The following is a 25,550-nucleotide window of genomic DNA, read 5'->3' as shown; positions in this document are numbered from 1 at the left end:
GAGCATCGCGCACCCCGAAGGCCGCGGGCAACTCGGGAGCGGGACGACCACGGGGTCGTCCGGCTGGCGGAGCGACTCCGAGCAGGGCTACCGTCCGCGGCCGAGTCGGTTGACCCCCTCAGCCGTCGCCACGAGCACGAGCTCGACGCGGTGCGAGGTGGGGCCGGTGGGGACACGACGATGGCCGGGGCGGACGGGGCGGCGGCACCGGTGCGGAGGCCACGGCGTGGGTGAGCACGCTGGGGGCCGTGACCGCCACGGCCGCCAGGACCGCCACCGCCGTCGTCTGCGCGGCCTCCGACGTGCCGTCGCCCTCGCCGCCATGCTCCTGGTCACCGGCGGGCTCTACGCGCTGGTGGTGCCCGGCACGTCGGTGGCGCGCGCCGAGGACCCGGCCCTGATCCGCGAGGGCCGGGCCCTCTACGACGGCTCGTGCATCACCTGTCACGGCGCGGACCTGCGCGGCGTCCCGGGGCGCGCGCCGAGCCTCGTCGGCGTGGGCGAGGCCGCCGTGTACTTCCAGGTGTCCACCGGCCGGATGCCGATGGCGCAGCAGGGCGTGCAGGCCCAGCGCAAGCCGCCGCGGTTCACCCCGCAGCAGATCGACGCGCTCGGCGCCTGGGTGCAGTCGCACGGCGGCGGTCCGGTACCGCCGACGGGGGACGAGGCGGCGCTCGTGGGGGAGGACTCCTCGCGCGGCGGGTACCTCTTCCGCCTCAACTGCGCGCAGTGCCACAACTTCACCGGCCGCGGCGGAGCCCTCTCGGAGGGCAAGTTCGCGCCGTCGCTCGACGCGGCCTCCCCGCGGCAGGTGTACAGCGCCATGCAGAGCGGCCCCGCCGCCATGCCGGTGTTCGCCGATTCCATGCTGACGCCGGAGGAGAAGCGCGACATCATCGCCTACGTCCTCGACGTGCGCGGCACCGGCGAGAACAGCCCCGGCGGCAACCGCCTCGGCGGCTACGGCCCGGTGTCCGAGGGGTTCGTCGCCTTCGCCATCGGGATGGCGGCGCTGGTCGGCTTCACCCTCTGGGTGGGCTCCCGCCGTTGACCCGACGCGACGTGGGGGTGGAGGAGCGCACCGCGGCTCGTCGGCCGACCGCCGTCGCGCGGAGGAGTGGGACGGCGTCGCGACGTCGTCAGCGGATCGTCAGGCCGCTGACGCCCACAGGCACCCCTGAAGGGGCAATCGTGGACGACGCCGGGTCCTCGACGAGCCGACGCGGGTGTCCGAGCACGCGCGGCCTGCCGACCGGCCTGCCGAGCGGCGCCCTCGACGACGCCGAGATCGAGGAGGAGCTTCGAGATGGGTACCTCTGCCGACACGTCATCCGGCCGCGGGATGCTCCGCACCGCCGGCTCCCGAGGAGTGGTCACGGGCGTCGTGCTCGTGGCCCTGGGGCTCTGGTCGGTCCTCGTGCCACTCGTCGGACCGTACTTCGGGTACGCCCTCAGCGTCGCGGGTCCGTGGACGAGGCCGTGGGCCGCGCTCTGGCTCCAGATCGTGCCCGGCATGGTGATCCTGCTCTGCGGCCTCGTGCTCACGCTGACACAGCGTCGCCTGGCCGGACTCGTGTCCGGCGTGCTCGCGGCCGTGGCGGGCACCTGGCTCGCGGTCGGTTCCGCGGTGTGGTCCTGGGCTCCGGACGGCGCTCGCGCCGACGGTGTGGGCGCCGGCGGTGTCAGCACGGCGGAGCAGATCGGCATGGCCAGCGGGCTGGGCGCGGTCGTGACGTTGGTGGCCGGACTCGCGGTCGGCCGGTTCTCCGTGCGAGGGACCCGGGATGTCACGGCCGCGCAGCGGCAGGAGAGCGGGTGGCGCCGGTCGGCGTCCGAGCCCGACCCGGGCCCCCACACCGGCTCCGCCGTCCCCACGCCGCGGCAGTCGCAGGATCACCGTGCCCGGAAGCCGACGGACGCGTGAGGGTGCGTCGCGCCTCTCGGGCCGGGTGAGACGGCGGCCGACCGTGAACCGGGAGGCCGCGTGCTCCCGTTCAGCGTCCCTGGCCTGCCCCGGGGCCGGGTACGTACACGATCGGCATCGGTGCGGGCGAGAGTCGGCGATCGGCTCAGCTCGGGCGTTCTCCCACCACCAGGCTCAGTGTCGTCGGCGCTCCGCCACGCGAGACCGTCAGTGGCACGGTCTGTCCGGGAAGGGTGTCGGCGAGCCGGGTCACGACGTCCTCCACCGAGGCGATGGGGACGTCGGCGAACCCGGTGATCACATCTCCCGATCGCAGCCCGGCGCGTTCGGCCGGCCCGTCGGGGACGACCTCGAGCACGACGGCCCCGGCGAGCGCGTCGACCCCGAGACGGTCACGGATCTCGGGAGTGAGCGCGGTCAGCGACACCCCCATCCAGGGATGGGCCACCGCACCCCGGCCGATGAGCTGGTCGGCCACGTTGACGACGGTCGCCGACGGGATGGCGAAGCCCAACGACACCGCTCCCGCCCCGGGTGGGATGTAGATCTCGTTGACGCCGATCAGGCGCCCCTGCGCGTCGACCAGCGCGCCGCCGGAATTGCCCGGTGAGATGGGCGCATCGGTCTGGATCAGGCCCAGCGGCGACCCGGGGGCGCGTCCGGGCAGCTCCCGTCCGACCGCCGACACGATGCCCGCGGTGACCGTGTTCTCCAGGCCCAGCGGACTGCCGATCGCGATCGCGACCTCGCCCTGACGGGGCAGCTCGGTGCGCACCGGCAGCGGCGGCAGTCCGCCACGGGCGCTGCGGATCACGGCGAGATCGCTGATGCGGTCGGCTGCCAGGACCTCACCGGATGTGGTGCTGCCGTCGGCGAACTGCAGGACCACCCCACGCATGTCGCCGACGACGTGCTGGTTCGTGACGACGAGATCGTCGCGGTACACCACCCCGCTACCCACCCCGCTCGGCAGGCGGACGGTGACCACGCTCGGCTCGACCCGGGCGATCACGTCGGGCAGCGACGGCGGTGGTGCGGGCGATGGTGCGGGCGCGGATGTGGGCGCGGATGTGGGCGCGGGAGCGGCCGGCTCGGGGGAACCGGCGGAACAGGCCGAGAGCACCAGCGCGGCGGTGAGGACCACGGTTGCCCCGGCAGCGCGGCGGCGGCGCCGGCGACGGCCGAGAGGGGGCGCGTGCTCCCGGGGCAGGAGAGCGAGGGAGCATCGGTGCGGCGCGCGACGTGGGGGCACGTTCGAGGTGTGCCCGGACGGGGGCGCCACCGCCGGGGGAGACACGCATCGTCGGCGGATCGTCAGGTGGCGCGACGTCCCTCACCACGGGCCGAGAGGCTCGACCGGATCGTCATCCCACCGTCAGGTCGCGATCGTCCGCCCGGTGCCATCGTCGAAGGATGTGGCTCTGGGTGTTGGTCGTGGCGACGTACGTGTTCATGGCTCTCTGGCTGGTCGCGATGTGGCGTCTCCGTACGAGGGACGAGAGGCGGACGACGCGCGACCGGGACCTGTCGCTCTCGGTGGGTGCCGGCGTGTTGTCCGTGCTCGGTGCCGCCACCTCGATCGCGCTCCTGATCTGAGCGGCTCCGGGGGCGGGCAGGGCCTGCCGCCGTCCGCGAGGTCACCGATCAGGTCGTGCAGGTTGCCCAACAGGCTCATGCTTCACCTCTCGCTGCGGGAACGGGTCGTCACGTCTCCGTCGAGATCCGTGCTCCACCAGGCGACCACGACCGGCGCCTGCATGGGCTTGCGGGCACCTGACGATCGCCCCGGCGTCAGTCCGTCCGGCCCGCCTCGTCCCCGGCGACGCGGAGGATCCGGCCCTCGGAGGGCACACCCCGGTCGTCGACCAGCACGAGCATGTAGAAGCCGGACGGCACGGTCTCGGGCGCGGTGGGAACGTCGACCGCGACACCGCGGCGCGCGGGCCGCACGTCGAGGGCCACCGAGCGCTGATCGACGCTGGTGACGTGGGTCGAGGTGGCGAGGCGCAGCAGGCGGGCGCGCTCCACACGCTCGGGGGCGGGGGTGGCGACGAGCGCGGTGGCGCCACGTTCGACCTCGTCGGGCGCCGCGGTGATCTCCGGGCGCGGGCCGCGGAAGAGGTAGGGCGGCGAGTAGATCTCGAGGCGTTGCTCGAACGTGCCCGGCACGGTGTTGTTCTCGTCGTCGAACAAGGGATCGGAACCGGCGGTGAGCACGCGGCCGTCGGGGAGCAGGAGCCCCTCGGTGTGGTAGTTCCGGCCGACCTCCGGGGCTGCGGCCTCGGTGAGCGAGCCGCCGTCCGGAGCCGGGTGGTAGAGCCGGGCGTGGAGGTGGTCCGAGGCGCCCTTGCCGCGGTAGTCGCGGGAGCCGTTGCTGATGAGCACCGAGTCGTCGGGCAGCGTGACGATGTTGGGGTAGCGGGTGGGCGCGGGGAGGTCGGGCCCCGGGGTGAACCGGGGCGCCGGGTCGTCGAGGTCGACGACGTCGATGCGGGCGGTCGAGCGGGGGCTCTCCCCGATCCCGCCGCCGCCGATGACGGCCATGCGCTGGTCCTGGACCGGCCCCACCCAGGTGGCGCCGGCGGTCTCGAGCAGGTCGGGGTCGCGCAGGCCCGGCACCGGGGACAGGGTGTTGTCCGCGAGGTCCCAGAGTCCGGGGACGCGCCCCTGGTCGGCCGGTCCGTAGCCCGCGGTGGTGCCGGTGTAGAACATCTCGTCCGACCGTGCCGTGGTGAAGATCCCGGGGTAGGTCGGGAAGTACCGGGTGAGGTCCTTGCGCTCGGTCCAGGTGTTCGTCGCCGGATCGAAGATCTCGGTCTGCCCGTTGAGGACCTCGCCGACGCCGTCGAGGCCGGAGGTGGCCAGGACCTGCCCGTCGACCATCGGGGTCAGGGTCGGGTACCAGCGGGCGAACGCCATGTCGCCGACGCGGGTCCAGGTCTCGGTCACCGGATCGAACGTGTAGGCCTTGTCCGTGCCCTGGTAATCCTGCTTGTCGAGGGTCATCGGGGCGCCGAGGCCGTACAGGTCCCGGCTCAGGTCCGGCGGCAGCCCCGCGATGGCGTACTGCTCCCGGTCCGGGTTCACCGACCCGGGCCCGGGCGCGACGGCCTCGACGAACACGGTGACCTCGCTGGCGGTCACCGTGGCCCCCGTGCTGGTGGTGATCTTGGCCGCCGGCGGCACGAGGGCGTCGCGGGTACTGCGGTAGCGCAGGCCGGCGGGGGAGACGAACTCGGTTCCGGCCGGCACGGGTCGGGCGACGTCCGGGTCCTCGTTCTTGACGCGCATCGCCCCGGCCGCGTGCGTGACCGCGCCGTCGAGCTTCTCGTAGCGCGCGGTGCCGCCGGCCACGAGCAGCCGGCCGTCGGGCAGCAGGGTCTGACCGCCGCAGAACATGTCGTCGGGGACCGGGATCATGCGCGACGAGCCGTCGCGGGGGTCGTAGAGCAGGCTCTTGAGCGCCTTGGTGGCGAACAGGTCCTCCTTGTTGCCCGAGCCCGCGATGAGCAGGACCTTGCCGGTGGGCAGCAGGGCGGCGTGGATGGCATTGACCCGGTCGGTCGGCGGGACGGTCACGACGTCCCAGCGGCCGTGGGCCTGCATGTACGGCAGGCTGTTGACCAGGCGCTCGTGCCGCCAGCGGGACACGTAGCCGAGCGCAGGCGGCAGGTTGACGCCGAGCAGGACGGTCACGACGAGCAGGCCCCACAGGGATCAACGAACCCGGGCAGCGCCGCGTGAGCAGGTGGCGCCTTGCGATCACCTGACGTCCGGGTCCCGGCGGTGGCGCGCCGGGGTGCCGCGACGGTGGACTCGGGGCCGACGCCGAGGAGGGGAACCCGCATGCGCACCGCCGGTCCGGCGCGACGTCGGCTCTCCCGTGCCCTCGTCCGCGCGCCGATCCTCGTCTTCCGGTGCGGCCTCGGTTGGGTCTTCGGGCGTCGGCTCGTGCTGCTGACGCACGTCGGGCGGACGACCGGCCGGCCCCGGCACGCTGTGCTCGAGGTCGTCGGGCGGGGTCCGGTGAGCGACTCCTACGTCGTCGCCTCGGGCTACGGCAGTCGCGCGCAGTGGTACCGCAACGTCGTCGCGCACCCCGAGGTCACCTACGAGGTCGGTCGGCGGCGTCGCCACGGCTGGGCGTACCCCTTGCCGTCGACGGAGTCCGGCCGGTGGCTCGCCGAGTACGCCGCGCGCCGACCCCGGACCGCCGCCGCCCTGATGCGGATGCTCGACCGCGACGTCGACGGCTCGCCGCCGGACCTCGAGGCCTACCAGCGCCTCGGCGCCGACCACGAGCACGGCGTGCCCCTCGTCCTCCTCGCCCCGACGCCCCCGTCGGAGCGCGAGCCCCGACCGCCCCGAGGAGGAACCCCCTCGTGATCCGCTATCTGCGCGAGCACACCAGCCCACCGGTGTTCGTCACGTCGGCCGTACTCGCGCTCGCCCTCGTGCTGTGGGGAGTGTTCTCGCCCAGGTCTCTGGCGGCGGCGGCGAGTGCGACCAACTCCTTCATCGTCACCAACTTCGGGTGGCTCTACATCTTCAGCGCGAGCGCGTTCCTGGTGTTCGTCGTCGTGCTGATGGCGTCGCGCTACGGGCGCATCCGCCTCGGTCCCGCCGACTCGACACCCGAGTACGGCACGACGTCGTGGTTCGCGATGCTGTTCACCGCCGGCATGGGCATCGGGCTCGTCTACTACGCGGTGAGCGAGCCCGTCAGCTACTTCCAGGAGCCGCCGGTCGGTCCGGGCGGCACCCCCGAGGCCGCGACGAACGCGATGTTCCTGACGTTCTTCCACTGGGGCCTGCACCCGTGGGCGATCTACATCGTGCTCGGGCTGGCGCTGGGCTACTTCGCGTTCCGCAAGGGGCTGCCCCTGCGCCCGGCCTCGGCGCTCTACCCGCTGCTCGGGGACCGCATCAACCGGTGGCCCGGCTTCGTCGTCGACGTCCTCGCGGTGTTCGGCACCCTGTTCGGCCTGGCCACCTCGCTGGGCCTGGGCGCCCAGCAGGTGGGGGCGGGCCTGGAGACGCTCTTCGGGATCAGCAACACCACCCCGCTGCAGATCGTGCTGATCCTCGGCATCACCGCCATCGCGGTGGTCTCGGTGATGCTCGGCATCGACAAGGGCATCCGGAACCTGTCGCTGATCAACCTGTGGCTGGCGTTCGCGCTCATGGTGTTCGTGTTCGCCTTCGGCCCGACCCGCGACCTGCTCAACACCACGGTCAGCAACGTCGGGAACTACCTGCAGAACCTGCCCGCACAGAGCTTCCAGACCTACCCGGGCAACCCGGCGGCGCAGGAGTGGCAGGCCAGCTGGACGCTCTTCTACTGGGGTTGGTGGATCTCCTGGTCGCCGTTCGTCGGCATGTTCCTGGCGCGGATCTCCTACGGGCGCACCATCCGCTCGTTCATCGCCGGAGCACTGTTCGCCCCGGTCGGCGCGTCGATGGTGTGGCTGACCGTGTTCGGCGAGTCGGCGCTCAACACGCTGCAGCAGGACCCGGCCAACCCGCTGGCCTCCGCGTCCACCGACACCGGCATGTTCGTGCTGCTCCAGCAGCTGCCGGTCGGGGCCATCGCCGCCGTCCTCGCCTCCGTCGCCGCCATCGTCGTCGTGGTGCTCTTCTTCGCGACCTCGTCGGACTCCGGCTCCCTCGTGGTCGACATCCTCACCAACGGCGGCGACCCGAACCCGCGCTGGCAGCAGCGCCTGTTCTGGGCGGTGATGGAGGGCGTCATCGCGGCGGTGCTGCTCGGCGCCGGCGCGGTCAGCGGTGCCGACGCCCTCAGCGCTCTGCAGACGGCCTCGATCCTGGCCGGGCTGCCGTTCTGCCTGGTGCTCATCGCGATGGCGGTGGGTCTGGTCAAGGCGCTCTCGACCGAGCGTTTCGTCGTGCGGTTCCCGTCCGAGGCGTCCCCCATGCCGGGGCTAAGGGAGGCTGCGGCGCGTCCCGTACCGGCGGGACACGTGACCGGCGCCAACGGCACCGGCCGTCACTCCGCGGACGACGACTCCTCGGACTTCGGCGAGCCGTCCGACGGCGCGGGTCTCGACGAGGACGAGGTCGACCCGTCGCTGGGGGAGACCACCGTCGCCGAGGTGTCCCAGGCACCGGCGGGACCGATGTCGCGGCGGGGATGAGCGCCGACAGCGAACGCTCGAGGAGGAGCGATGGAGAAGGAGAACCGGCACGGCGCGCAGCGCGCCCACGACGACGCCGGACCGCCCATCGCGAGACGCGGCTGTCGCCGGTCGGACCTGCGACCCACGAGGCGTCCCGCCCGTGGTGCCGCACGAATCCCCCGCAGCTACGCCGCCCGGCTGGGTGGCGCCGCGAGCGGGTATCCCGGCCGTTTCCCGACCAGGAGGTGAACCATGACCGAGCCCGAGGCGCCCCGTGCTGCACAGCACGCCCAGGAGAACGCCAAGACGCCCGAGGACGAGTACGAAGAGGAACGTGCGCCGGCCGCGAAGCAGGCGCGTGACAACCGGGAGAAGGAGGACCGGTCCTCCCCGCCGCCCGATCAGCGATGACCTGCTGAGCGAGGGGGCGACGGACGCTCGAGGCCCGAGCTCGGGCCGCGCCTCGGCCCGCTCCTCGGCGTGGCCGGGCGCGACCCGAGACCCAGGTCGAGTACCAGGTCGAGGATCAGCACGGCTCGCCCTCACCTGGCCTCGTTGATGCCGCGAGGATGAGCCGGACGTTGGCGGGCCAGGCGGTGGCGAAGCCGATGATCATGCCGATCTGCCCGGCTCAGCGGCCGTGGGGGAAGTCCCCGCGCAGCTCGTCGTCCAGCGCCTCGAGCGTGAGCGCTGCGCAGAGGGCGAAGGCTTCGGACCGCATCGTGGCCGTGTGGACCAGCCGCGCGCGGTGAGCCGGATCGCAGCGCCCGTCGAGGGCCTCTCGCGTCTCCAGTTCGAGAGCGAGCACGCCGGTGAGGACCCGGACGTCCTCGATCATCGCGAGGCGGCGGGTGCGGCTCATCGAGATCGACGCCGCGACGCACTCCGCACCGAGGTCGTCACGCGCGACGAGGGCGCTCACCGCCGCCTCCCGCGCCGTCACCCCGGTCTCGGGACACATGACCCACGAGAAGCCGGAGGGATCGGGCTCGTCCACGGTTCGGTCCTTCGTCGCGCTACGGCCTCACGCGGTCGCGGTGGCGTCCCCACCAGCCAATGCCGCGGAGGCGCGCCACGGAAGACGCCAGAGCTTGCGGTCCGCTGACGGTCCCGCACACCGCCCCTCGGATGCACACCTCCCCTCACGGGGAGTCTCGGCTCCGGGGCCGCCGTCCCGGCGATCGACCGGACAGGGACCTCGCCCGCCGCCCGACCCACCCCGACGGCACCGGCGCCCGCGTCACCGTCGTCGCGGTCACGGTAGGTCTCACGCGAAGGTCGCGGTCGCGATGCTGGCGGCGCGTGTGGTTTCGGACATGGGTCAGCGCTGACCTGCTGAGCACAGGGCGCTTCCGGGCTGCTCCGCGGGCACGCCGGCCGCCGCATCGTCAGGCCCGCGCAAGGTTGCGGACGTCCGACGATCGGCAACCCCGCGCGTTGCAGCGGGGAGGTCTCCGGCGGCCCGGGCCTCCCGGACATCGGGTCGAGCGAGGTGCGATGACGAGTCGGACCGGCGGCACGGCGTCCGATCAGGCTGAAGGGGCCGAGGCCGACCGACACGCTCGGTGGCCGTTCCTGATCGTGCTCGGAGCGCCGGCGTTCGGCACGACGTTCGCCATCACCGCCCTGACCACCTACCTGCCGACTCTGCTGGGGACGGAGTCGGGCCCGCTCGTCACCGGCCTCGTGATCGGCGGGGAAGGGGCGGCGGGCCTGGTCCTGCCGCTGCTCGTGGGCCTGGCGAACGACCGGGCGGCGCGCACGGTCGCCCACCGGCTCTGGTTCGTCCTCGTCGGAGCGCCGCTGTGCCTGACCGGGCTGCTGCTGGTGGCGACCGACCTCAACCGCACGGTGCTCGTCGTGGGAGCGGCCGCCTACTTCGTCGGGCACTTCGCGTACCTGACGCCCTACGAGGCGCTCTACCCTGACCTCGTCCCCAAGCAGGTGAGCGGCCGCTCCCGGGCCGCCGCCTCCTCCTGGCGCTTCGCCGGGCTGGGGGCGGCCCTGGTCGGTGGCGGCTTCCTGCTCGACCTCTGGGCGCCGGCCGTGTTCCTCGTCGCGGCGTGCGCCGTGGCGATCGGCACGGTCGCGCTCCTGGTGGGCCTGTGGTCCTCCCGTCAGGAGCCGCTGGCGGGTGCCGCGGCGTCGCCCGGTGGGCTGCGGGCGGTCGTCCGGCTGATGCGTGACCGCGACGTCGCCGTCGTGCTCGGGGCGACGCTGCTGTGGAACGTCGCGCTCCAGGGGCTCAAGGCGTTCGTCGTCCTGTTCTTCACGGTCGGCCTCGGGCGCAGCGCCAGCTTCGTGTCCGGGGTGGTGTTCCCGCTCGTCGCCCTCGGACTCGTCGTCGCGGTGCCCCTGGCGGGCCGGGTCGCCGACTCCGTCGGGCACCGGCGCGTCCTCGCCGTCGCGTCGGCGGTGTACGGAGCCGGCGTGATTGGCGCCGGGTTCTTCCACAGCGCGTGGATGATCGCGCTGGTCCCGCTGCCCGCGGCCGGGGCGGGCGTGGTGATGACCCTCAACTACTCCGCGCTGATGCAGGTGCTGCCCGCCGAGCACCACGGCGGCGCCGCCGGCCTCTTCCTGCTCAGCCGCGGCGCGGGATGCCTGCTCGGGCCGCTCGCCGTCGGGGCTGCGGTGTCGCTGGCCGTCCCGCTGTTCCCCGCCACCGAGGGATACAACGCCATGTGGTTCGTCATCGGACCGGCCGTGCTGGCCGCCGTCCCGCTGCTCCTGTGGCCGCGCGGGAGCCGGACGTGACCGGCGGCGTCGAGGACCCGGGTCGCGAGCTCGTCCCGCGGTGGTTCCGCCGCGCCGTCGTCGTCTGCGCCGGCCTGCTGGTCGTCGGCGCGACGGTGTGGGTGCTCGGGTGGATCGCCCTGCAGCTGGCCCTGGTCACGCTGTCGGTGGCGACGGCGCTGCTCCTGGCCGCGCTGCTCTCCCCGCTGGCCCGGCTGCTGCACCGCGCGATGCCGGCCTGGCTGGCCGCCGGCCTCAGCGTGCTGCTCCTCGTCGCGGCGGTCGGGGGCACCGGCTACCTCCTCGAACAGCGGATCCGGGGGCAGCTCGAGAACCTGGCGTCGTCGCTGACGGCCAGCATCGACAGCATCCGCGACTGGCTGGTGACCGGCCCGCTCGCGCTGCGGCCCGAGCAGGTGGACGAGGTGCGCGGCCGGCTCGTCGACGCCCTCCGGGCCGCGGCGCCGAGCGGCGTCACCGCGGCGAACACGGTGATCTCCGTGCTCTCCGGGCTCCTCATCGCCCTGTTCGTGCTGTTCTTCTTCCTCAAGGACGGGTCGGGGATGTGGCGCTCCGTCGTCGCCGTCGGGCCGGCGCGGCACCGGGAGCGTCTCGAGGAGGCCGGGCGACGTGGCTGGGAGACGCTGAGCCGGTACGTCCGCGGCGTCGTCGTCATCGCCCTGGCCGACGCCGTGCTGATCGGGATCGGCCTGGTCGTCCTCGGGGTGCCGCTCGCGCTCACGCTGAGCCTGCTGGTGTTCCTCGGGGCCTTCGTGCCCCTGCTGGGCGCCACGATCAGTGGAGCGGCCGCGGTCCTGGTGGCGCTGGTGACCCGCGGGCCGGTCATCGCCCTGCTCGTGCTCGGCGTGGTGCTCGTGGTGCAGAACGTCGAGGGCAACCTCCTCCAGCCGTTCGTGCAGAGCCGCGCGGTCAAGCTGCACCCGGTCGTCATCCTGCTGTCGGTGACCGCCGGCTGGGTGCTGTTCGGCGTGGCGGGTGCGGTCATCGCGGTCCCGCTCGTCGCCGTCGCCCGCAGCGTCACCGAGTCGCTGAGCCATGACCAGTCGGCCGAGTCCCGGACGGAGCCCGCCGAGCGCGCCGAGCCCGGGACCGAGTCGGACCGCGCGGGCGCCTCCACGGCGCTGCGCGATCCGCCGTGAATCGGGCCTGCTGACGGTGCCCGCGTCCTGCTGACCGGGTCGTCAGGCAGTCGTGACGATGGGTCGGGACTCAGGTGTGCGCCCCGGGGACGTCGCGCAGGGCTGACGCGTCCCCCAGCGAGGAGGCCGGGACCACGCTGAGCGTGCCGTCGCTCTCGAGCACGACGGCTCCGACCTGGGAGAGGTCGCCACTGCCGCTCGCCCGGACCGCCTGGCGCAGCTCGCCCGGCGAGACGCGGTGCTCGCCCAGGACCTCCTCGAGGATCTCGCCGTGGAGCACGAGGAGCGTCGGCGCCGAGGTCAGCGCGGAGCGGGTCGCCGGCCACCGGGTCGTCGTCCACGCCACCACGAACTGGAGCGCCACGAGCAGGACGAGCGCGACGGCGCCCTCGGACCACGAGACGTCGGTGCTGAGCAGGATCGTCGCGAGCGTGGAGCCGAGGGCGACGGTGACCACGAGGTCGAAGTCACCATCAGCAGGAAGGTGGCGCGACCGGGTTCAGGTGGGCCCCGGACACCGGGGTGGTCGTGTTAGACCGCGGCGACCAGGGCGAGCCCGAAGGCGATGGCGATGGGGACGGTCTGCAGCGGTCCGGGTCCGGTGAGCTGCTGGGTGGCCGGCACCGCGGCGGTGCCGACCCGGACGAAGACGAACGTCCCGAGGTGCCCGCGCGGGTCACGCGGCCTTGCCGGGCCTGAGGACGACCTTGGAGTAGCCCTCCTCGCGGCGGTCGAAGCGCTCGTAGGCGTCGGGGGCCTCGTCGAGCGGCAGCTCCTTGGACACCACGAACGACGGGGTGGCCCGCCCGGCGACGATCAGGTCCCGCAGCTGGGCGTTGTAGGCCTTCGCGTCGGCCTGGCCGGTGCCCATCTTCTGGCCCTTCTCGAAGAAGCGGCCGATGTTGAACAACAGCCGGCCGTTGGCGGCGTTCTCGTCGGGCGCGCCGGGATCCTGCGGCAGGTAGAGCCCGACCACGCCGAGCCGACCGGTGTGGCGCACGGCATCGACGAGCTGGTCGAGCACGACGGCGGGCTGCTCCTCGCCACTGGACACCGTGGCCTGGTAGCCCACGGCGTCGACGCCCTTGTCCACGCCGACCCCGTCGGTCTGGTCGGTGATCTGCTCGACCGGGTCGCCGGCCGAGAAGTCGATCGGGATCGCCCCGATCTGCTCGGCCAGCTGCAGGCGGTGGGGCACCTTGTCGACGACGAAAACCTTCGACGCGCCCTTGATCATGGCGGAGTAGGCGGCCATCAGCCCGACCGGTCCGGCCCCGAAGACGGCGATGGTCTCCCCGGGGTTGAGGTCGGCGAGCACCGTGGCGTGGTAGCCGGTGGGGAAGATGTCGGCGAGCATCGCGAAGTCGTTCTCGTGCTCATCACCCGGCGGCAGCACCAGGCAGTTGAAGTCGGCGAAGGGAACGCGCAGGTACTCGGCCTGCCCGCCGGTGTAGGGACCCATGCCGACGTAGCCGTAGGCCGCGCCGGCGTAGGGCGGGTTGGTGGTCAGACAGAAGGCGGTCTTGCCGGAGAGGCAGTTGCGGCAGAACCCGCAGGCGACGTTGAAGGGCAGGCTCACCCGGTCACCGGCCCGGACGCGGGTGACGCCCGACCCCACCTCCTCGACGATCCCCATGTTCTCGTGGCCGAACACGATGCCCGTGTCGGCCACCGTGCGGCCTTCGTACATGTGCAGGTCGGAACCGCAGATCGCGGTGGTCGTGATCCGGACCAGGACGTCGGTGGGCGCCTCGATCCGCGGGTCGTCGACGTCCTCGACCGCGACCGAGTGGGCGTCCCTGTAGACGACGGCCTTCATCGCGCACCTCCGTGGAGTGGCTGTGTTCGATCGTGTTCAGGTCCGAGGGGCGGACGCTGGTGTCGACATGCGGCGGGGCACGTGCGACGCGACGGGTGTTGACGGTCCGCGCCACACCGAACCGGATCGGCTCTTGCGGTTGGCTGACGGCCGTCCGGCCGGGCGGGATGATGCGGGGTGAGCGCCCGGATCTCCAGCGCGGCGTGCGGGGGGTCCGAGGACGGGGGCACCGTCCGGTGTCGCCCCCTCTCCGAACCAGCGGCTCGATCCGGGCTGAGCGGTTCACGCAGGTCGCAAGGCCGACGCAAGATAGGGGCACGGAGGACAGGGCAGCCGAAGGGTGACCGGTTGATGGATCAGCCGGTGCGGGCGTCGAGTACGGACGCGGCGGGCTGCGAAGGCCTGGCCGACCGGTCCGCGGCCCGCGACCGGAGCCGGACACGGCTCCGGACGCCACCGAGACCTGTCTGGTGGAGGTATTCCTCGATGACCACCTTTGAACACACGTCCGGCGCGGCGGAGGCGCCGTCGCAGGATCGAACCGTCGGGCCCGAACAGCGGGCGACCCGCTCGGAGGAGCGCACGGAGGAGCGCACGACCCGGTGGGGGCCTGCGTGGGTCGGCGCCGTGGTCGCGCTGCCCGTGTACGTCGTGCTGCAGTTGCTGTTCATCGCCCTGGGCTGGATCGCGCTCGGCGTCGACGGCGCCGGCGCCGGCGTGGCGGCGAGCATCGTCAGCGCTCTGCTCGCGATCATCGCCCTGTTCGTGGGCGGTCTGGCGGGCGGTACGGCGTCGTCGTGGCGAGGAGGCTCGCCCCATGCGGCGCTGCAGGGGGCGATGACCTGGGCGTTGAGCGCGGTGGGTCTGCTGCTCCTCGGCCTGCTCGGCGGCGGTGCGCTGGCCGGCAGCCTGGGTGGGCTCACCCAGCTCGTCGTCGCCACGGGCCCGCAGCAGTTCGCCGGTAACCCGGCCGTGCTCGCCCAGGCGTTCCAGGCCGTCCAGAACGCGGCCGGTTGGTCCGCGCTGTGGCTCGGCGTGGCGTTCGCCGCGGCCGTGATCGGCACGGGGGCCGGGGCGTCGCTGACCAAGGGCACCCGGGCGGCCTCCGACGACGACCACCGCTGAGGCCGGAGCACGACCCGGCCACGACGTGACGGCGCCCCGCGGCCCCCGTGCCGCGGGGCGCCGCTCGTCACAGCGGGGTCCGCGAGGTGTCCTCCGCCCCGCCGTCGTGGAGCTCGCGCAGTGTCTCCCCGGCGAGGTAGAGCGACAGCGTGAGCAGGTACAGCCAGACGAGCAGGATCAACCCGCCCCCGAGGGCTCCGAGCCCGCCGGCCACGCGGGCGACGACCGAGACGTAGAGCGGGAAGACCGCGCTGGCCGTGAGCCACCCCGCGACGGCGATCGCCGCGGCGACGAGCGAGACCCGCCAGGTCCCTCGGCGGAGCCGCATCCCCACCCGCAGCACCAGCACCGCCCAGGCGACGAGGGCGAGGACGACGACGGGCCAGCGCAGGAGACGCCACACGAGGTGTCCCGCCGGGACGTCGAGCACGAGCAGCGGGTCCTGCACGGCCGCGGCGGTGACGGTGGCGCCGCCGACGAGCAGCAGGAGGGCGAGCGCGGCGGCGGCACGCCAGGTCCGGGCCGGGCGCCCCGCGATGGTGGCCAGGGCGTGCAGCACCGAGCGCAGGGCCCGGACCAGGAGCACCAGCGCGGCCACGGTGCCGACGGTCAGCAGACCGGTGGTGCTGGTGGTCAGCAGCGTCGCGGCGGCGTCCGCCGCGGCGCTGCCCCGCGTGGTGAGCACCACCCGTAGCAGGCGGGTCATGCCCTCGGCGGCGGCCACGTCCGCGTCCGCGCCCAGCGCCGTCCCGGCCGCCCGCAGGATCGCGACGACCGTGAGCAGGGCGGGGAAGACGGCCAGCGCCGCGAAGAACGCCGACTCCGCCGCGAGCGCGGGGAGGCGATGCCGCGACGCCGACGCCGCGATCCGCCCCGGGCGTGTCCGCGGTGGGCGTCGGCGCATCAGGGCCACGGTCACCCTTGCCCGCAGGACCGGTGCCTCAGTCCTCGTCCTCGTCCGCCTCGGGGGACGCGTCCGTGCCCCGGTGCCACGGGGTCATGAGGTCGAACCACGTCTCTGCCGGCGCGGAGCCTCCGGTCAGGTCGCCGTCGGAGCAGGTGCGCACCGGGTCGGCGCACAACGGCTCCGGCGCGTCGAGCGAGAAGGTCATGACCGCGGCGGCGTAGCGATCGGTGGCTCCGAGGAAGGCGGCCGACGCCGACCGCTGCGTGGTGCCGGTCTTGCCGATCATCGACCCGTCCCAGCCGGCGTCCTCGGCCGCGTCGGCGGCGGTGCCGTCGACGTGGTCCTCCGACAGCGCGCGGCGCAGCTGCTCGGCGACCTCGGGAGAGACGGCTTGCTCGCAGGGCGGCGGCGGTGGGGTGACGTCCCGGCCCGCGCGGTCGGTCACCCGCGCGACGAGGGTCGGGGGGCACCAGGTGCCGCCGGCGGTGATCGTCGCGGCGACGTTCGCGAGGTCGAGCGGGCTCGTCGGGTCCGGCCCGAGCGTGAACGACGCCTGCTCGGCGGCGCGCACCCGCTCGGCGAGGGGACGGCCGCCGGGTCCCGGCGCGGCGAGGGTCGTGCGCAGGCCGAGGCGGCGGGCGACGTCGACGACCGGGTCGACGCTGCCCAGCCGGTCGAGGAGAGCCACGAACGCGGTGTTGGGGGACTCGGCGAGCGCCCGCTCGAGGGTCATCTCGTCGTCGTACGTGCCGAGGTTCTCGACCGCGTAGTCCTCGCCCGCGTCGTCGAAGGTGGTGGCGGTGTAGCGCTCGGGCACGTCGAGCTCGCTGTCCGGGGTCACCAGCCCGCGCTCCAGCGCGGCGGCCGCGGTGAAGATCTTGTAGATGGAGCCCGCGCCGCGCAGGGGAGCGGTCGTGATCGGCAGCATCGTCCCGCCCGCGGCGGAGTCGTCGCCGTAGGCCCGGTTCGCGGCCAGCGCGAGCACCGGGCGGCGGTCGGGGCGCGGCGCCACCACGGACACCACCTCGGCGACCTCGTCGTCCGCGTCGACCGCGTCCCGGGCCGCCTCGCGTGCCTCGAGGGTGACCCGGGGGTCGAGCGTGGTCCGCACGGTGTAGCCGCCGGTCGCGAGGTCGAGCCCGGCGGCGGTGACGCGGTCGACGACCTCCTGGCAGAAGAACCCGGTGCCCTCCCGCGCGGCGAGGCAGCCCTCGGCGGGCAGCGCCGGGTCGGGCACGACATCGAGCGGCGCGGCGCGGGCCACTGCGGCCTGTGCCGGGGTCAGGGAGCCGACCTCGGTCATCGCGGTGAGCACCTGGCCGCGCCGGGCCCGCGCTGCGTCGGGGTGGTCGATCGGGTCGTAGGTCGCCGGGGCGCGGACGATGCCGGCCAGCAGGGCGGCCTGCGGCACCGTGAGGTCGGCGGCGCTCGTGGCGAACCAGGTGCGGGCCGCCGCCTCGACGCCGTAGGCGCCGCGGCCGAAGTACACGAGGTCCAGGTAGCGGGCCAGGATCGTGTCCTTGTCGAGGCGGTCCTCGACGCGGTGGGCGAGCCGGACCTCGGTGAGCTTGCGCGCGAGGGTGTCGGCGGTGGCGGCCCGGCGCTCCTCCGCGGTGTCGGCGAGCGTGTAGAGCCGCTGGTTCTTGACGTACTGCATGGTGATCGTCGAGGCGCCCTGGCCCTCCAGCGGCGTGCTGCGCACCGCGTTGCTGACCAGCGCGCGGGCGAGCCCCTGCGGATCCACGCCGTCGTGGGCGTAGAACCGGCGGTCCTCGACCGCCACGATCGCGGCCTTCATCGTGTCCGCGATCCCCGCCGGCCCGACGGGCACCCGGAACCGGCGGTAGAGCAGGGCCATCGGTGCCCCGGTCGCATCGGTCACCACCGTTGCGGCGTCCGGCGCGCGGTCGAGGATGCCGGTGGTCGTGGCCCCGACCCCCGTCGAGGCGCGCGCGAGCACGGTCCCCGCACCGATCGCGACCGGGGCCAGCAACGCGGCCACGAGGACGCCCGCCGCGGCGACGACCGGGACGGCCCGGAGCAGGAGGGGGAGCCGGTGCGTCCCGGGTCTGGCCATGGACCCAATCGACCACGTCGGGTCGCGACCCGACGGCACGACCGGCTGACGATCGCCTGACGATGGCCCGGCGCCGTGTCGGTCGCCCGGCCGACCTGGGCACGCCACGGGTGTGCGCCGCTACCTGATGCCCCTGGTCCTGTTGCTCGGTCTCCTGTCCGGTTGCGCCTACGGCGTGGAGGCCGCACCCCCGCAGCCCCGGCCGTTCGGTCCGGAGAACCCGTCCGGCAACCCGACGCCCGAGACGTGGCTCGATCAGGTGTGCACCGCCCTGACCCCGGCGGTGCGGGCCCCGGGGCCGCCCGAGATCCGTACGGAGGACCTCCTCGGGTCGCGACAGCAGATGCTGTCCTACCTCGACGAGCGCATCCGGGCGTTCGACGCCGCCGCGGACGGGATCAACCGCGCGGGGCCGCCGCCGATCGAGGCCGGCCAGATGGTGACCGAGCCCGTCGTGGGGCTGCTGCGCGACCGGACGGCGCAGCTGGCGATGCTGCGCGAGGATCTGCGCGCGGTGCCGGAGGTCGCGGACGGGACGTTGTTCGACACCCTGCAGAAGGTCCGGGGTCGGCTCGTCCTCGCAGGCCCCGCCGTGTCCCTGCCCGACCTCGCGCTGCCGCCGTCGCTCACCGCCCAGGCCGCGACCGTCCCGTCCTGCCGCGCCCTCGGGGTCGGCGCGTCGGGCTGAACCGCTCAGGGCCCTGCGGCACCCGACGGCGGGGGAGTCGGCGGGCTCGGCGGCGGGCTCGGCGTGGGCGGAGCCGGCTCCTGGGTGACCGAGGGCGGGAGCACCACCGGGATCGTCGGGGGCAGCGGTTCAGGGTCGCTCTCAGGGCTCACGCCACACGCGGTCGCGCCGAGGACGATCACACCGGCCGCCAGGAGCCGCCCCACGCATCGCGTCACGACGACACCTCCTCGAGCGCCACGACGAACCGCGCCCCGCCACCGGGGCGGTCCTCGACCCACACCCGCCCGCCCAGGCCGTGGACGTGCTGGGCGACCAGCGCCAGCCCGAGGCCGGTGCCCCCGCTGTAGGCCCCGTTGCGCCCGGAACGCCCCCCACGCGTGAAGCGCTCGAAGACGCGCTCGCGCAGATCGGCCGGCACGCCCGGCCCGGCGTCGTCGACCTCGATCACCGCCTGTCCGTCGCGGCGCACGACCCCGAGACGGACCACCCCGCCGCCGTGGTGGCGCGCGTTGTCGCACAGGTTCGCGACGACCTGGTCGAGGCGCCGCCGGTCGGCCATCACGAGCGGCGCGGGGTGCGCGACCTCGACGTCGGCGCCCGGGACGAGCGCCTCGGGCACGTTCTCCACCACGACGGCGAGGTCCACCGGCGCGAGGTCGTGGCCGTCGGGCACCTGGATTCCGCGCGAGATCTCCAGCAGGTCCTCGACCATGCGGTGGAACCGTTGGACGTCGGCGCCGAGCAGGTCCACGGCGCGCCCGGCGGTCTCGGGGAGGTCGCCGTGACGGCGCCGGAGCACCTCGACCGCGTTGATCATGGTGGTGAGCGGGGTACGGAGCTCGTGGCTGACGTCGCCGGCGAAGCGGGCGTCGCGCTGCACCCGCTCCTCCAGGGCGTCGGCCGTGGCGTTGAAGCGCGACGCGAGCGGCGCCAGGTCGGCCTCGCGCCGCACCGGGAGGCGAGCGGACAGGTCGCCCTCGGCCATGCGCCCCGCCGCATCGGTGAGCTCGGACAACGGTTGCAGCGCACGCCGGGCGGTCCACCAACCCAGCAACGTACCGAGCAGTCCCGCGACCACCGTCCCGATGACGAGGACGCCGGACAGGAAGCGCAGCGTGCGGTCCAGCTCGGTCAGTGACGCGAGCCGGACGAACATGTCGCCGTCGGGCGTCACCGGGATCGCGACCGCGAGCACGAGCACGCCGTCGACCTCGACACGCTGGCGGGCCGGTGCCGCGGAGAGGAGCGCGGGGGGTACGTCCTCGACGTCGGTCTCCCGCCCGGCGGTGGTCCACGTCCCGCCGCGGCGCAGGAGCACGCTCGTCTCCGGTCGGCCGGCCAGGCCCACGAGGAGGGTGGGCAGCTCGTCCGAGCGTCGCTGCAGGTTGTCGGCGACGAGCCGGGCGTCGACCACGGCCTGGTTGGTCGCGCCCCGTTCCCGCTGGTCGAGCATGTAGCTCGAGGCGAGCTGCCAGGTCGTGACCGACAGGAGCGCGGCGACGGCCGTCGTGACCACGCCGAACGCGAGGGCGACCCGCCAGCGCAGGGACACCGACTCCCAGCGGCGGCGCAGGTCGGTCATGGTCCCGTGCGGTAGCCCGAGCCGCGGACGGTCAGCACCAGGGTCGGGTCGTCGGGGTCGGGCTCGATCTTGCGGCGGAGCCGGCGGACGTGGACGTCGAGCAGCCGGGTGTCGCCGAAGTAGTCGTAGCCCCAGACCCGCTGCAGCAGCTGCTCGCGGGTGACGACGTCGCCGCGGGCCGTCGCCAGCTCCACCAACAACCGGAACTCGGTGTGTGTGAGGTGCAGTGGCTGCCCGGCCCGCTCGACCGACTCGCGACCCGGACTGATGACCAGGTCCCCCAGCCGCAGCTCCGGCGAGCCCGGCGCCTCCTCCGCACCCGCGGGACGCCGCCGCCGCAGGAGCGCCTTGATGCGCGCGGCCAGCTCCCCGGCGATCAGCGGCTTGGTGACGTAGTCGTCGGCGCCGGCCTCGAGCCCGGCGATGACGTCGGCGGTGTCGGAGCGCGCGGTCGCGATGATGATCGGCAGGTCGCCCCGCGAGCGCAGCGTCGAGCACACCTCGATGCCGTCGATGCCGGGCAGCATCAGGTCGAGCAGGACGACGTCGAGGTCGGGGTCGACGACCTCGAGCGCCTCCTCGCCCGTGGCGGTCTCCACGACGTCGTAGCCCTCGTCGGCCAGGGCCAGCCCGAGGGCCTGGCGGATGCGCTCGTCGTCCTCGACGAGCAGGACACGCGTCCCCATCTGGTGGCCCTCCCGCGGCGTCGGTGTGAGAACGCTACCCGCCCCCGGGCACCCGGCGAGGTCCCGCGGAGCAACGGGAACACCTCGTCAGGTGATCGTCAGGTGCGCGTGGTCGCCCGGCGCTCGGCGGGTGCCATCTCGACCACCTCGCCCGACCGCCGGGCCGCCCGAAAGGCGGCGACCTCCTCCTTGACCACGGGCGCGAGCAGGTACAGCCCGATGATGTTGAACAGCGCGAGCAGGAAGAGGACCGCGTCGGCGAAGTCGAGGACGGCGCCGAGGGTGAGCACCGAGCCGATGACCACGAACAGGCAGAACACCACCTGGTAGATCCGCTCCGAGAGCGTGCTGCGGCCGAAGAGGTACGTCCAGGCCTTCTGGCCGTAGTAGCCCCACGTGATCATGGTCGAGATCGCGAAGAGGGCGACGGCGAACGTCAGGACGTACGGGAACCAGGGAAGCACGGTCTCGAACGCCGAAGAGGTCACGGTGACGCCGGCCGGGTCCTGCCCGGCGACGGCCGCGGCCTGGGCCTCGCGCCAGTAGGGAGTGTCGGCGACGACGATGGTCAGGGCGGTCATCGTGCAGATCACGACGGTGTCGACGAACGGCTCGAGCAGCGCCACGTAGCCCTCGGTCGCGGGGTGGCGGGTCCTGACCGCGGAGTGCGCGATCGGGGCCGACCCCAGCCCGGCCTCGTTGGAGAACGCGGCGCGCTGGAAGCCGACGATGAGGGCGCCGATGACCCCGCCCGCGACGCCGGCCCCGGTGAACGCCCCGCTGGTGATCGCGCCGACGGCGGCGGGGACGAGCGGCAGGTTGACCAGGAGCACGGTCAGGCACGCGACGACGTAGACGAGGGCCATCGCCGGGACCAGCCGGCTGGTCACCCTGCCGACCGACCGGATGCCGCCGAAGATCACCAGGCCGACCACGAGGGCCAGGACGACGCCGAAGACCAGGGCCGCGCCGTCGCCGCCCAGAACGCCGGCCTCGCCGCCGGTCACCTCGCTGAGCTGCGCGAAGGTCTGGTTGGCCTGGAACATGTTCCCGCCGGCCACGCCGAAGAACAGGATGAACACCGCGGCGAGACCGGCGAGGAGCTTGCCGAGGTTGCGGCCGAACGCCGAGGGGAAACGTTCCGCGATCCCGCGGCGCAGGTAGTGCATCGGCCCGCCCGAGACCGTGCCGTCGGGGTGGTGCTCGCGGTAGCGGACCCCGAGCGTGCACTCGACGAACTTGGTGCACATCCCCAGCAGCCCCGCCACGATCATCCAGAACGTGGCGCCGGCCCCGCCGATCGTGACGGCGACGCCGACGCCGGCGATGTTGCCGAGACCGACCGTGCCCGAGACCGCTGAGGTCAATGCGTGGAAGTGCGGGATCTCGCCGGGCTCGTCGTCGCCGGTGTAGCGGCCCCGGGCGATGCGCACGGCGAGCCCGAAGTTGCGGAACTGCGGGGCCCGGAAGTACACGGTGAAGATCAGGGCGGCCAGGATCAGCCACCCGACGATCCACGGGAACGAGACCCCGAGCAGCGGTATCTCGGCGAACACGACGGCCGACAGCCCCTCGGCGACCGGGGTGAACACGGCGTCGATGGCGTCCTCGACGGCGGCGAGCGCTCCGCTGGAGGCGCCCCCCGCGGCGAGGACGTCGAGCTCGGCGGGCACGACGGCTGCGGCGGTCATGAGCCCCAGCTCAGGTGATGCCGGTCATGGCGCCAAGGCGCGTGGGGGGTTCGTCAGGAAATCGTCAGCGACGGCGGCGGTGCGCCGCCGGTCTCGGCCCTGGGAACCGTCGGGTCGACGTGCGCGCCCGGCGGGATCGGCGCGGGCGGCCGACTCGGGCTGCCTCCGGTCGGCGCGCCGGCCGCCGCCGTCGGCACGAACTTCGGCGCGGACGGCCCCGTGGCGGTAACCCTCGGCGAGCTCCCGGCGACACGGAATCGATCCGTTCGCCTCCATCAGCGCGGGGTGGCGCCGAAGGACCAGGCCGACCGGCCTGCTCCCGGACGAAGCTGAGGTGCGATGGCCGTCGAGCTTGCCGTGGGGCCGACCGGGCTGGAGGCGCTGTTCACCGGGATCGATCGGGCCGCCGCCTGCCGTCGAGGCCTCCACGTGCCCTTCGAACGGATCGTCGGATCGCGGGTGATGTCCCGGGACGACGCGGTGGCCTCGAGCCCTCGGTTGCCCTGCCCCGGTCTCACATGGGTGGGTCGGCTGCGTGTGGGCTGCTTCGGGATCGGCGAGCGGCGACAGCTGTGGGGCGTCCGCGACGGCACCGAGGTCGTGGTCGTCTATCTCTCGGGTCGGCCGTTCCACCGCGTGGTCGTCGAGGTGGAGGACTGCCGGTCGACCCACCGCGTGCTCGACGCCGCGCTCCTGCACAGCAAGAAGACGAGTGCCCGCCGGTCCGTGCGCGCCCTGCTCGACGATCGCGGCGTCCCTCCTCGTGAGCCGCGCTCACCGGCGTCCTGACCTCGACGGGCGATCACCTCGACCGGCTCGGTGCGCGGGCCGGGGGAGGGCGCCGAGGGCGTCGGCGGTCAGGAGGCCGACCGCGACACCGGCCTCCGCGCCGAGGTCGAGCACGTCGGCGAGGGCGCGGGCCAGGGCACGGACGGGCACCGCGAACGGCGGTGGCGCCATCAGGTCCTCCTCGTTCGGGTCCGTCTCACAGCGAGCAGGGCATGCGCTTGACGACGTGGAAGAAGTTGCCGGGCATGAGCTCGGGCTCGCCGGCGACCAGGTGCGGGGCGCGGGTGAGGAGCTCGGTGAACAGCGCGCGGAGCTGGAAGCGGGCGAGCTGGTTGCCCAGGCAGTGGTGGATGCCGCCGCCACCGAAGCTGATGTGCGGGTTCGGGTGGCGGGACAGGTCGAGCTCGTGGGGCCGCTCGATGCGTGAGGCATCGCGGTTGGCCGACGAGTAGAACATGACCAGCTTGTCGCCCGCGGTGACCTGCTGGCCCCGGAACTCCAGGTCGCGGGCCGCGGTGCGGCGGAAGGTCATGATCGGCGTCGCCCAGCGGACCAGCTCCTCGACCGCGTCGGGCATCCGGCCCTCGAGGTCCTCGAGCAGCCACGCCCGCTGCTCGGGGTGGGTGGTCAGGGCCCGCAGCCCGTGGCTGGTGGACTGGCGGGTGGTGTCGTTGCCGGCGATGGTCAGCAGCACGAAGAAGGCGCCGATCTCCTCGTCGGTCAGCTGCTCCCCGTCGACCTCGGCGCGGGCCAGCGCGGTGATGAGGTCGTCGGTCGGGTCGACGCGACGCTGCGCGGCGAGCGACGTCGCCAGGCCGTGGACGTACGTCAGCGCCTGGAAGAGGCGGCCGAGGACCTGCTCCCGCCCCTCGCCGACCAGCTCCGGGTCGTTCCACCCGGTGCCGACCTTGGCCTCGTGGGCCGCCTGCTGACGGTCGCCGTCGGGGACGCCCATGATGTCGTTGATGTTGTGCATCGGCAGCGGCTCGGCGCACTCGGCCACGAAGTCGGCCGTGCCGCCGCCCTCGTCGATCCTGTCGAGCAGGTTGTCCACGACCTTCGTCGCGTTGGCCTTGATGCGGTCCTCGATGCGCCGCATCTGCTTGGGCGTGAAGGCCGCGGCCACCAGCCGGCGCAGCTTCGTGTGGCGCGGCGGATCCATCCCGATGATCGACTGACCGGCCTCGACCAGCTCGGGCGGCAGGTTCTCCATGAGGATGCCGGGTCCGGACAGGAAGTCGTCGTGGCGCTTGGTGACCTCGACCAGGTCGTCGTAGGTGGTGACCGCCCAGAACCCGTGGTCGTCGGGGACCTCCAGCAGCTGGTCCTCGAACGGGGGGTGCCAGGTGATCGTGCCGCGCTCCCGGAGGACGGCGAACGAGCGCTCCCGCTCGTCCATCGTCGCCGACCAGAACGCCTTCGACGAGATGTCGACGTCGTCGTGCGGCCGGTCGGGCGTGCCGCTGGCGAAGCTCGTGACGCTCTCGGTCATCGGGTCCTCCCCGGGGTGGCGTCGGTGCCCCCACCACTGTCGGGACATCGGCCCGCGCAGTCAACACTTCTGCGAAAGTGTCAACCGAGATGACGCCGCCGCCAAGGTGTCCGCGTCTCGGTAGGGTGTGTCCCCGTGAGCAACCCGTACCGGGACGAGGCCCACCAGCGCATGCGCGAGGTGGCTCTCGACGCCGCGGCCGAGGAGGTCCTCGCCCGGGGGTGGCGGGGGCTCCAGATGCGGACGGTCGCGACGCGGACCGGGGTCAGCCGCCAGACGCTGTACAAGACGTTCGGCGACAAGCACGGGCTCTCCCAGGCCCTCGTCCTCCGGCACGCCCACCAGCTCCTCGAGCAGGTCGGCGCCGCCATGGCCGAGGAGGACACGCTGCGGGAGCGGTGGACGGCCGCGGTGCGCACCACGCTCGCCGCCGCCGAGGGCGATCCCCTGGTCAAGGCCGTGCTGCTCAGCGACTCGAGCGCCGAGTTCCTCCCGCTCATCACCAGCCGGGGCGCGCCGGTGCTCGACCTCGCGCGCGGGGGACTCACCGCCCTCGTCCGGCACCACCACCCCGAGCTCGACCCCGATCGCGTCGCCACCGCGGCCGACGCCGCCACCCGCCTGACCCTGAGCCACCTCGTGCTGCCGCAGCAGCCCATCGACAGGACGGCCGCGGACGTCGCCGAGATGGCCACCCGCTACCTCGAGGTCGGCTCGACCGCTTGACCTCTGGC

General features: G+C 73.7%; 23 protein-coding genes. 11 read left to right on the top strand and 12 right to left on the bottom strand.

The features are described from left to right. Positions 1-226: 226 nt before the first annotated feature. Both qcrC and PGB27_RS22030 read left to right on the top strand, forming a co-directional pair. Complete coding sequence (qcrC, locus tag PGB27_RS22035; RefSeq protein ID WP_274202564.1) at positions 227-1,051, top strand: cytochrome bc1 complex diheme cytochrome c subunit; 825 nt, start codon at positions 227-229, stop codon at positions 1,049-1,051. A 255-nt stretch (positions 1,052-1,306) separates the two neighbouring features. Then, on the top strand, positions 1,307-1,924 hold the full coding sequence (locus tag PGB27_RS22030) for a hypothetical protein (RefSeq protein ID WP_274202563.1): 618 nt from the start codon (positions 1,307-1,309) through the stop codon (positions 1,922-1,924). Between the two features lie 145 nt (positions 1,925-2,069). Here PGB27_RS22030 and PGB27_RS22025 read toward each other — a convergent pair whose 3' ends face one another. Then, the gene (locus PGB27_RS22025) at positions 2,070-2,936 is read right to left on the bottom strand and encodes a S1C family serine protease (protein WP_274202562.1); all 867 of its coding nucleotides are present in this window, start codon (positions 2,934-2,936) and stop codon (positions 2,070-2,072) included. A gap of 779 nt (positions 2,937-3,715) precedes the next feature. Beyond that, positions 3,716-5,620, bottom strand: a complete 1,905-nt coding sequence (gene glxA, locus PGB27_RS22020; RefSeq protein WP_274202561.1) for a radical copper oxidase GlxA — start codon at positions 5,618-5,620, stop codon at positions 3,716-3,718. A gap of 150 nt (positions 5,621-5,770) precedes the next feature. Here glxA and PGB27_RS22015 point away from each other — a divergent pair, with 150 nt between their 5' ends. The 3 genes from PGB27_RS22015 to PGB27_RS22005 all read left to right on the top strand — a co-directional run bounded on the left by PGB27_RS22015 (position 5,771) and on the right by PGB27_RS22005 (position 8,472). Beyond that, positions 5,771-6,310 carry a nitroreductase family deazaflavin-dependent oxidoreductase gene (locus PGB27_RS22015; RefSeq protein WP_274202560.1) on the top strand — a complete coding sequence of 180 codons (540 nt, stop codon included), beginning with the start codon at positions 5,771-5,773 and terminating at the stop codon, positions 6,308-6,310. Further along, a complete protein-coding gene (locus PGB27_RS22010) occupies positions 6,307-8,079 on the top strand; it encodes a BCCT family transporter (RefSeq protein WP_274202559.1) in 1,773 nt (590 codons plus the stop codon). The genes PGB27_RS22015 and PGB27_RS22010 overlap by 4 nt, the downstream gene beginning before the upstream one ends. 234 nt (positions 8,080-8,313) lie before the next feature. Next, positions 8,314-8,472 carry a hypothetical protein gene (locus tag PGB27_RS22005; RefSeq protein ID WP_274202558.1) on the top strand — a complete coding sequence of 53 codons (159 nt, stop codon included), beginning with the start codon at positions 8,314-8,316 and terminating at the stop codon, positions 8,470-8,472. Positions 8,473-8,692: 220 nt separating this feature from the next. Here PGB27_RS22005 and PGB27_RS22000 read toward each other — a convergent pair whose 3' ends face one another. Continuing rightward, positions 8,693-9,058 (bottom strand): hypothetical protein, encoded by a 366-nt coding sequence (locus PGB27_RS22000; RefSeq protein ID WP_274202557.1) that lies wholly within the window; start codon positions 9,056-9,058, stop codon positions 8,693-8,695. 500 nt (positions 9,059-9,558) lie between these two features. On the opposite strand from PGB27_RS22000, the gene PGB27_RS21995 reads away from it, so the two are divergent. Together PGB27_RS21995 and PGB27_RS21990 are read left to right on the top strand one after the other, a co-directional pair. Next, complete coding sequence (locus tag PGB27_RS21995; RefSeq protein WP_274202556.1) at positions 9,559-10,818, top strand: MFS transporter; 1,260 nt, start codon at positions 9,559-9,561, stop codon at positions 10,816-10,818. Then, on the top strand, positions 10,815-11,957 hold the full coding sequence (locus PGB27_RS21990) for an AI-2E family transporter (RefSeq protein ID WP_274202555.1): 1,143 nt from the start codon (positions 10,815-10,817) through the stop codon (positions 11,955-11,957). Before PGB27_RS21995 ends, PGB27_RS21990 begins: the two co-directional genes overlap by 4 nt. Positions 11,958-12,027: 70 nt before the next feature. Here the strand turns inward: PGB27_RS21990 and PGB27_RS21985 are convergent, their stop codons facing one another. Then, the gene (locus PGB27_RS21985; protein WP_274202554.1) at positions 12,028-12,414 is read right to left on the bottom strand and encodes a DUF421 domain-containing protein; all 387 of its coding nucleotides are present in this window, start codon (positions 12,412-12,414) and stop codon (positions 12,028-12,030) included. A 219-nt stretch (positions 12,415-12,633) separates the two neighbouring features. Continuing rightward, entirely contained in the window at positions 12,634-13,776 is a 1,143-nt protein-coding gene (locus PGB27_RS21980; RefSeq protein WP_274202553.1) for a glutathione-independent formaldehyde dehydrogenase, read from the bottom strand. 486 nt (positions 13,777-14,262) lie between these two features. On the opposite strand from PGB27_RS21980, the gene PGB27_RS21975 reads away from it, so the two are divergent. Then, a complete protein-coding gene (locus tag PGB27_RS21975; RefSeq protein ID WP_274202552.1) occupies positions 14,263-14,901 on the top strand; it encodes a hypothetical protein in 639 nt (212 codons plus the stop codon). A 67-nt stretch (positions 14,902-14,968) separates the two neighbouring features. On the opposite strand, the gene PGB27_RS21970 is transcribed toward PGB27_RS21975, so the two are convergent. Beyond that, a complete protein-coding gene (locus tag PGB27_RS21970) occupies positions 14,969-15,805 on the bottom strand; it encodes a YhjD/YihY/BrkB family envelope integrity protein (protein WP_274202551.1) in 837 nt (278 codons plus the stop codon). A gap of 37 nt (positions 15,806-15,842) precedes the next feature. Continuing rightward, positions 15,843-17,885 (bottom strand): transglycosylase domain-containing protein, encoded by a 2,043-nt coding sequence (locus PGB27_RS21965; RefSeq protein ID WP_274202550.1) that lies wholly within the window; start codon positions 17,883-17,885, stop codon positions 15,843-15,845. 112 nt (positions 17,886-17,997) lie between these two features. Here PGB27_RS21965 and PGB27_RS21960 point away from each other — a divergent pair, with 112 nt between their 5' ends. Further along, entirely contained in the window at positions 17,998-18,573 is a 576-nt protein-coding gene (locus PGB27_RS21960; protein ID WP_274202549.1) for a hypothetical protein, read from the top strand. 214 nt (positions 18,574-18,787) lie between these two features. Here PGB27_RS21960 and PGB27_RS21955 read toward each other — a convergent pair whose 3' ends face one another. The 3 genes from PGB27_RS21955 to PGB27_RS21945 form a co-directional block, all read right to left on the bottom strand. Beyond that, positions 18,788-20,158 carry a HAMP domain-containing sensor histidine kinase gene (locus tag PGB27_RS21955; protein WP_274202548.1) on the bottom strand — a complete coding sequence of 457 codons (1,371 nt, stop codon included), beginning with the start codon at positions 20,156-20,158 and terminating at the stop codon, positions 18,788-18,790. Beyond that, positions 20,155-20,844 carry a response regulator transcription factor gene (locus PGB27_RS21950; RefSeq protein ID WP_274202547.1) on the bottom strand — a complete coding sequence of 230 codons (690 nt, stop codon included), beginning with the start codon at positions 20,842-20,844 and terminating at the stop codon, positions 20,155-20,157. The genes PGB27_RS21955 and PGB27_RS21950 overlap by 4 nt, the downstream gene beginning before the upstream one ends. 98 nt (positions 20,845-20,942) lie before the next feature. Further along, on the bottom strand, positions 20,943-22,535 hold the full coding sequence (locus PGB27_RS21945; RefSeq protein ID WP_274202546.1) for an alanine/glycine:cation symporter family protein: 1,593 nt from the start codon (positions 22,533-22,535) through the stop codon (positions 20,943-20,945). 522 nt (positions 22,536-23,057) lie between these two features. Between PGB27_RS21945 and PGB27_RS21940 the strand changes: the two genes are divergently transcribed. After that, entirely contained in the window at positions 23,058-23,324 is a 267-nt protein-coding gene (locus PGB27_RS21940; RefSeq protein WP_274202545.1) for a hypothetical protein, read from the top strand. Here PGB27_RS21940 and PGB27_RS21935 read toward each other — a convergent pair. Together PGB27_RS21935 and PGB27_RS21930 are read right to left on the bottom strand one after the other, a co-directional pair. Next, entirely contained in the window at positions 23,310-23,495 is a 186-nt protein-coding gene (locus PGB27_RS21935; protein WP_274202544.1) for a hypothetical protein, read from the bottom strand. The two genes, PGB27_RS21940 and PGB27_RS21935, sit on opposite strands and share 15 nt — an antisense overlap. 25 nt (positions 23,496-23,520) lie before the next feature. After that, positions 23,521-24,816: a cytochrome P450 gene (locus tag PGB27_RS21930; protein ID WP_274202543.1), complete on the bottom strand. Its 1,296-nt coding sequence runs from the start codon at positions 24,814-24,816 to the stop codon at positions 23,521-23,523. 135 nt (positions 24,817-24,951) lie between these two features. Here PGB27_RS21930 and PGB27_RS21925 point away from each other — a divergent pair, with 135 nt between their 5' ends. Beyond that, entirely contained in the window at positions 24,952-25,542 is a 591-nt protein-coding gene (locus PGB27_RS21925) for a TetR/AcrR family transcriptional regulator (protein ID WP_274202542.1), read from the top strand. Positions 25,543-25,550 lie beyond the last annotated feature (8 nt).

This window comes from Actinomycetospora lemnae (assembly GCF_028737315.1).
Taxonomy (GTDB): domain Bacteria; phylum Actinomycetota; class Actinomycetes; order Mycobacteriales; family Pseudonocardiaceae; genus Actinomycetospora; species Actinomycetospora lemnae.
This window is presented reverse-complemented; position numbering and strand designations above follow the sequence as displayed.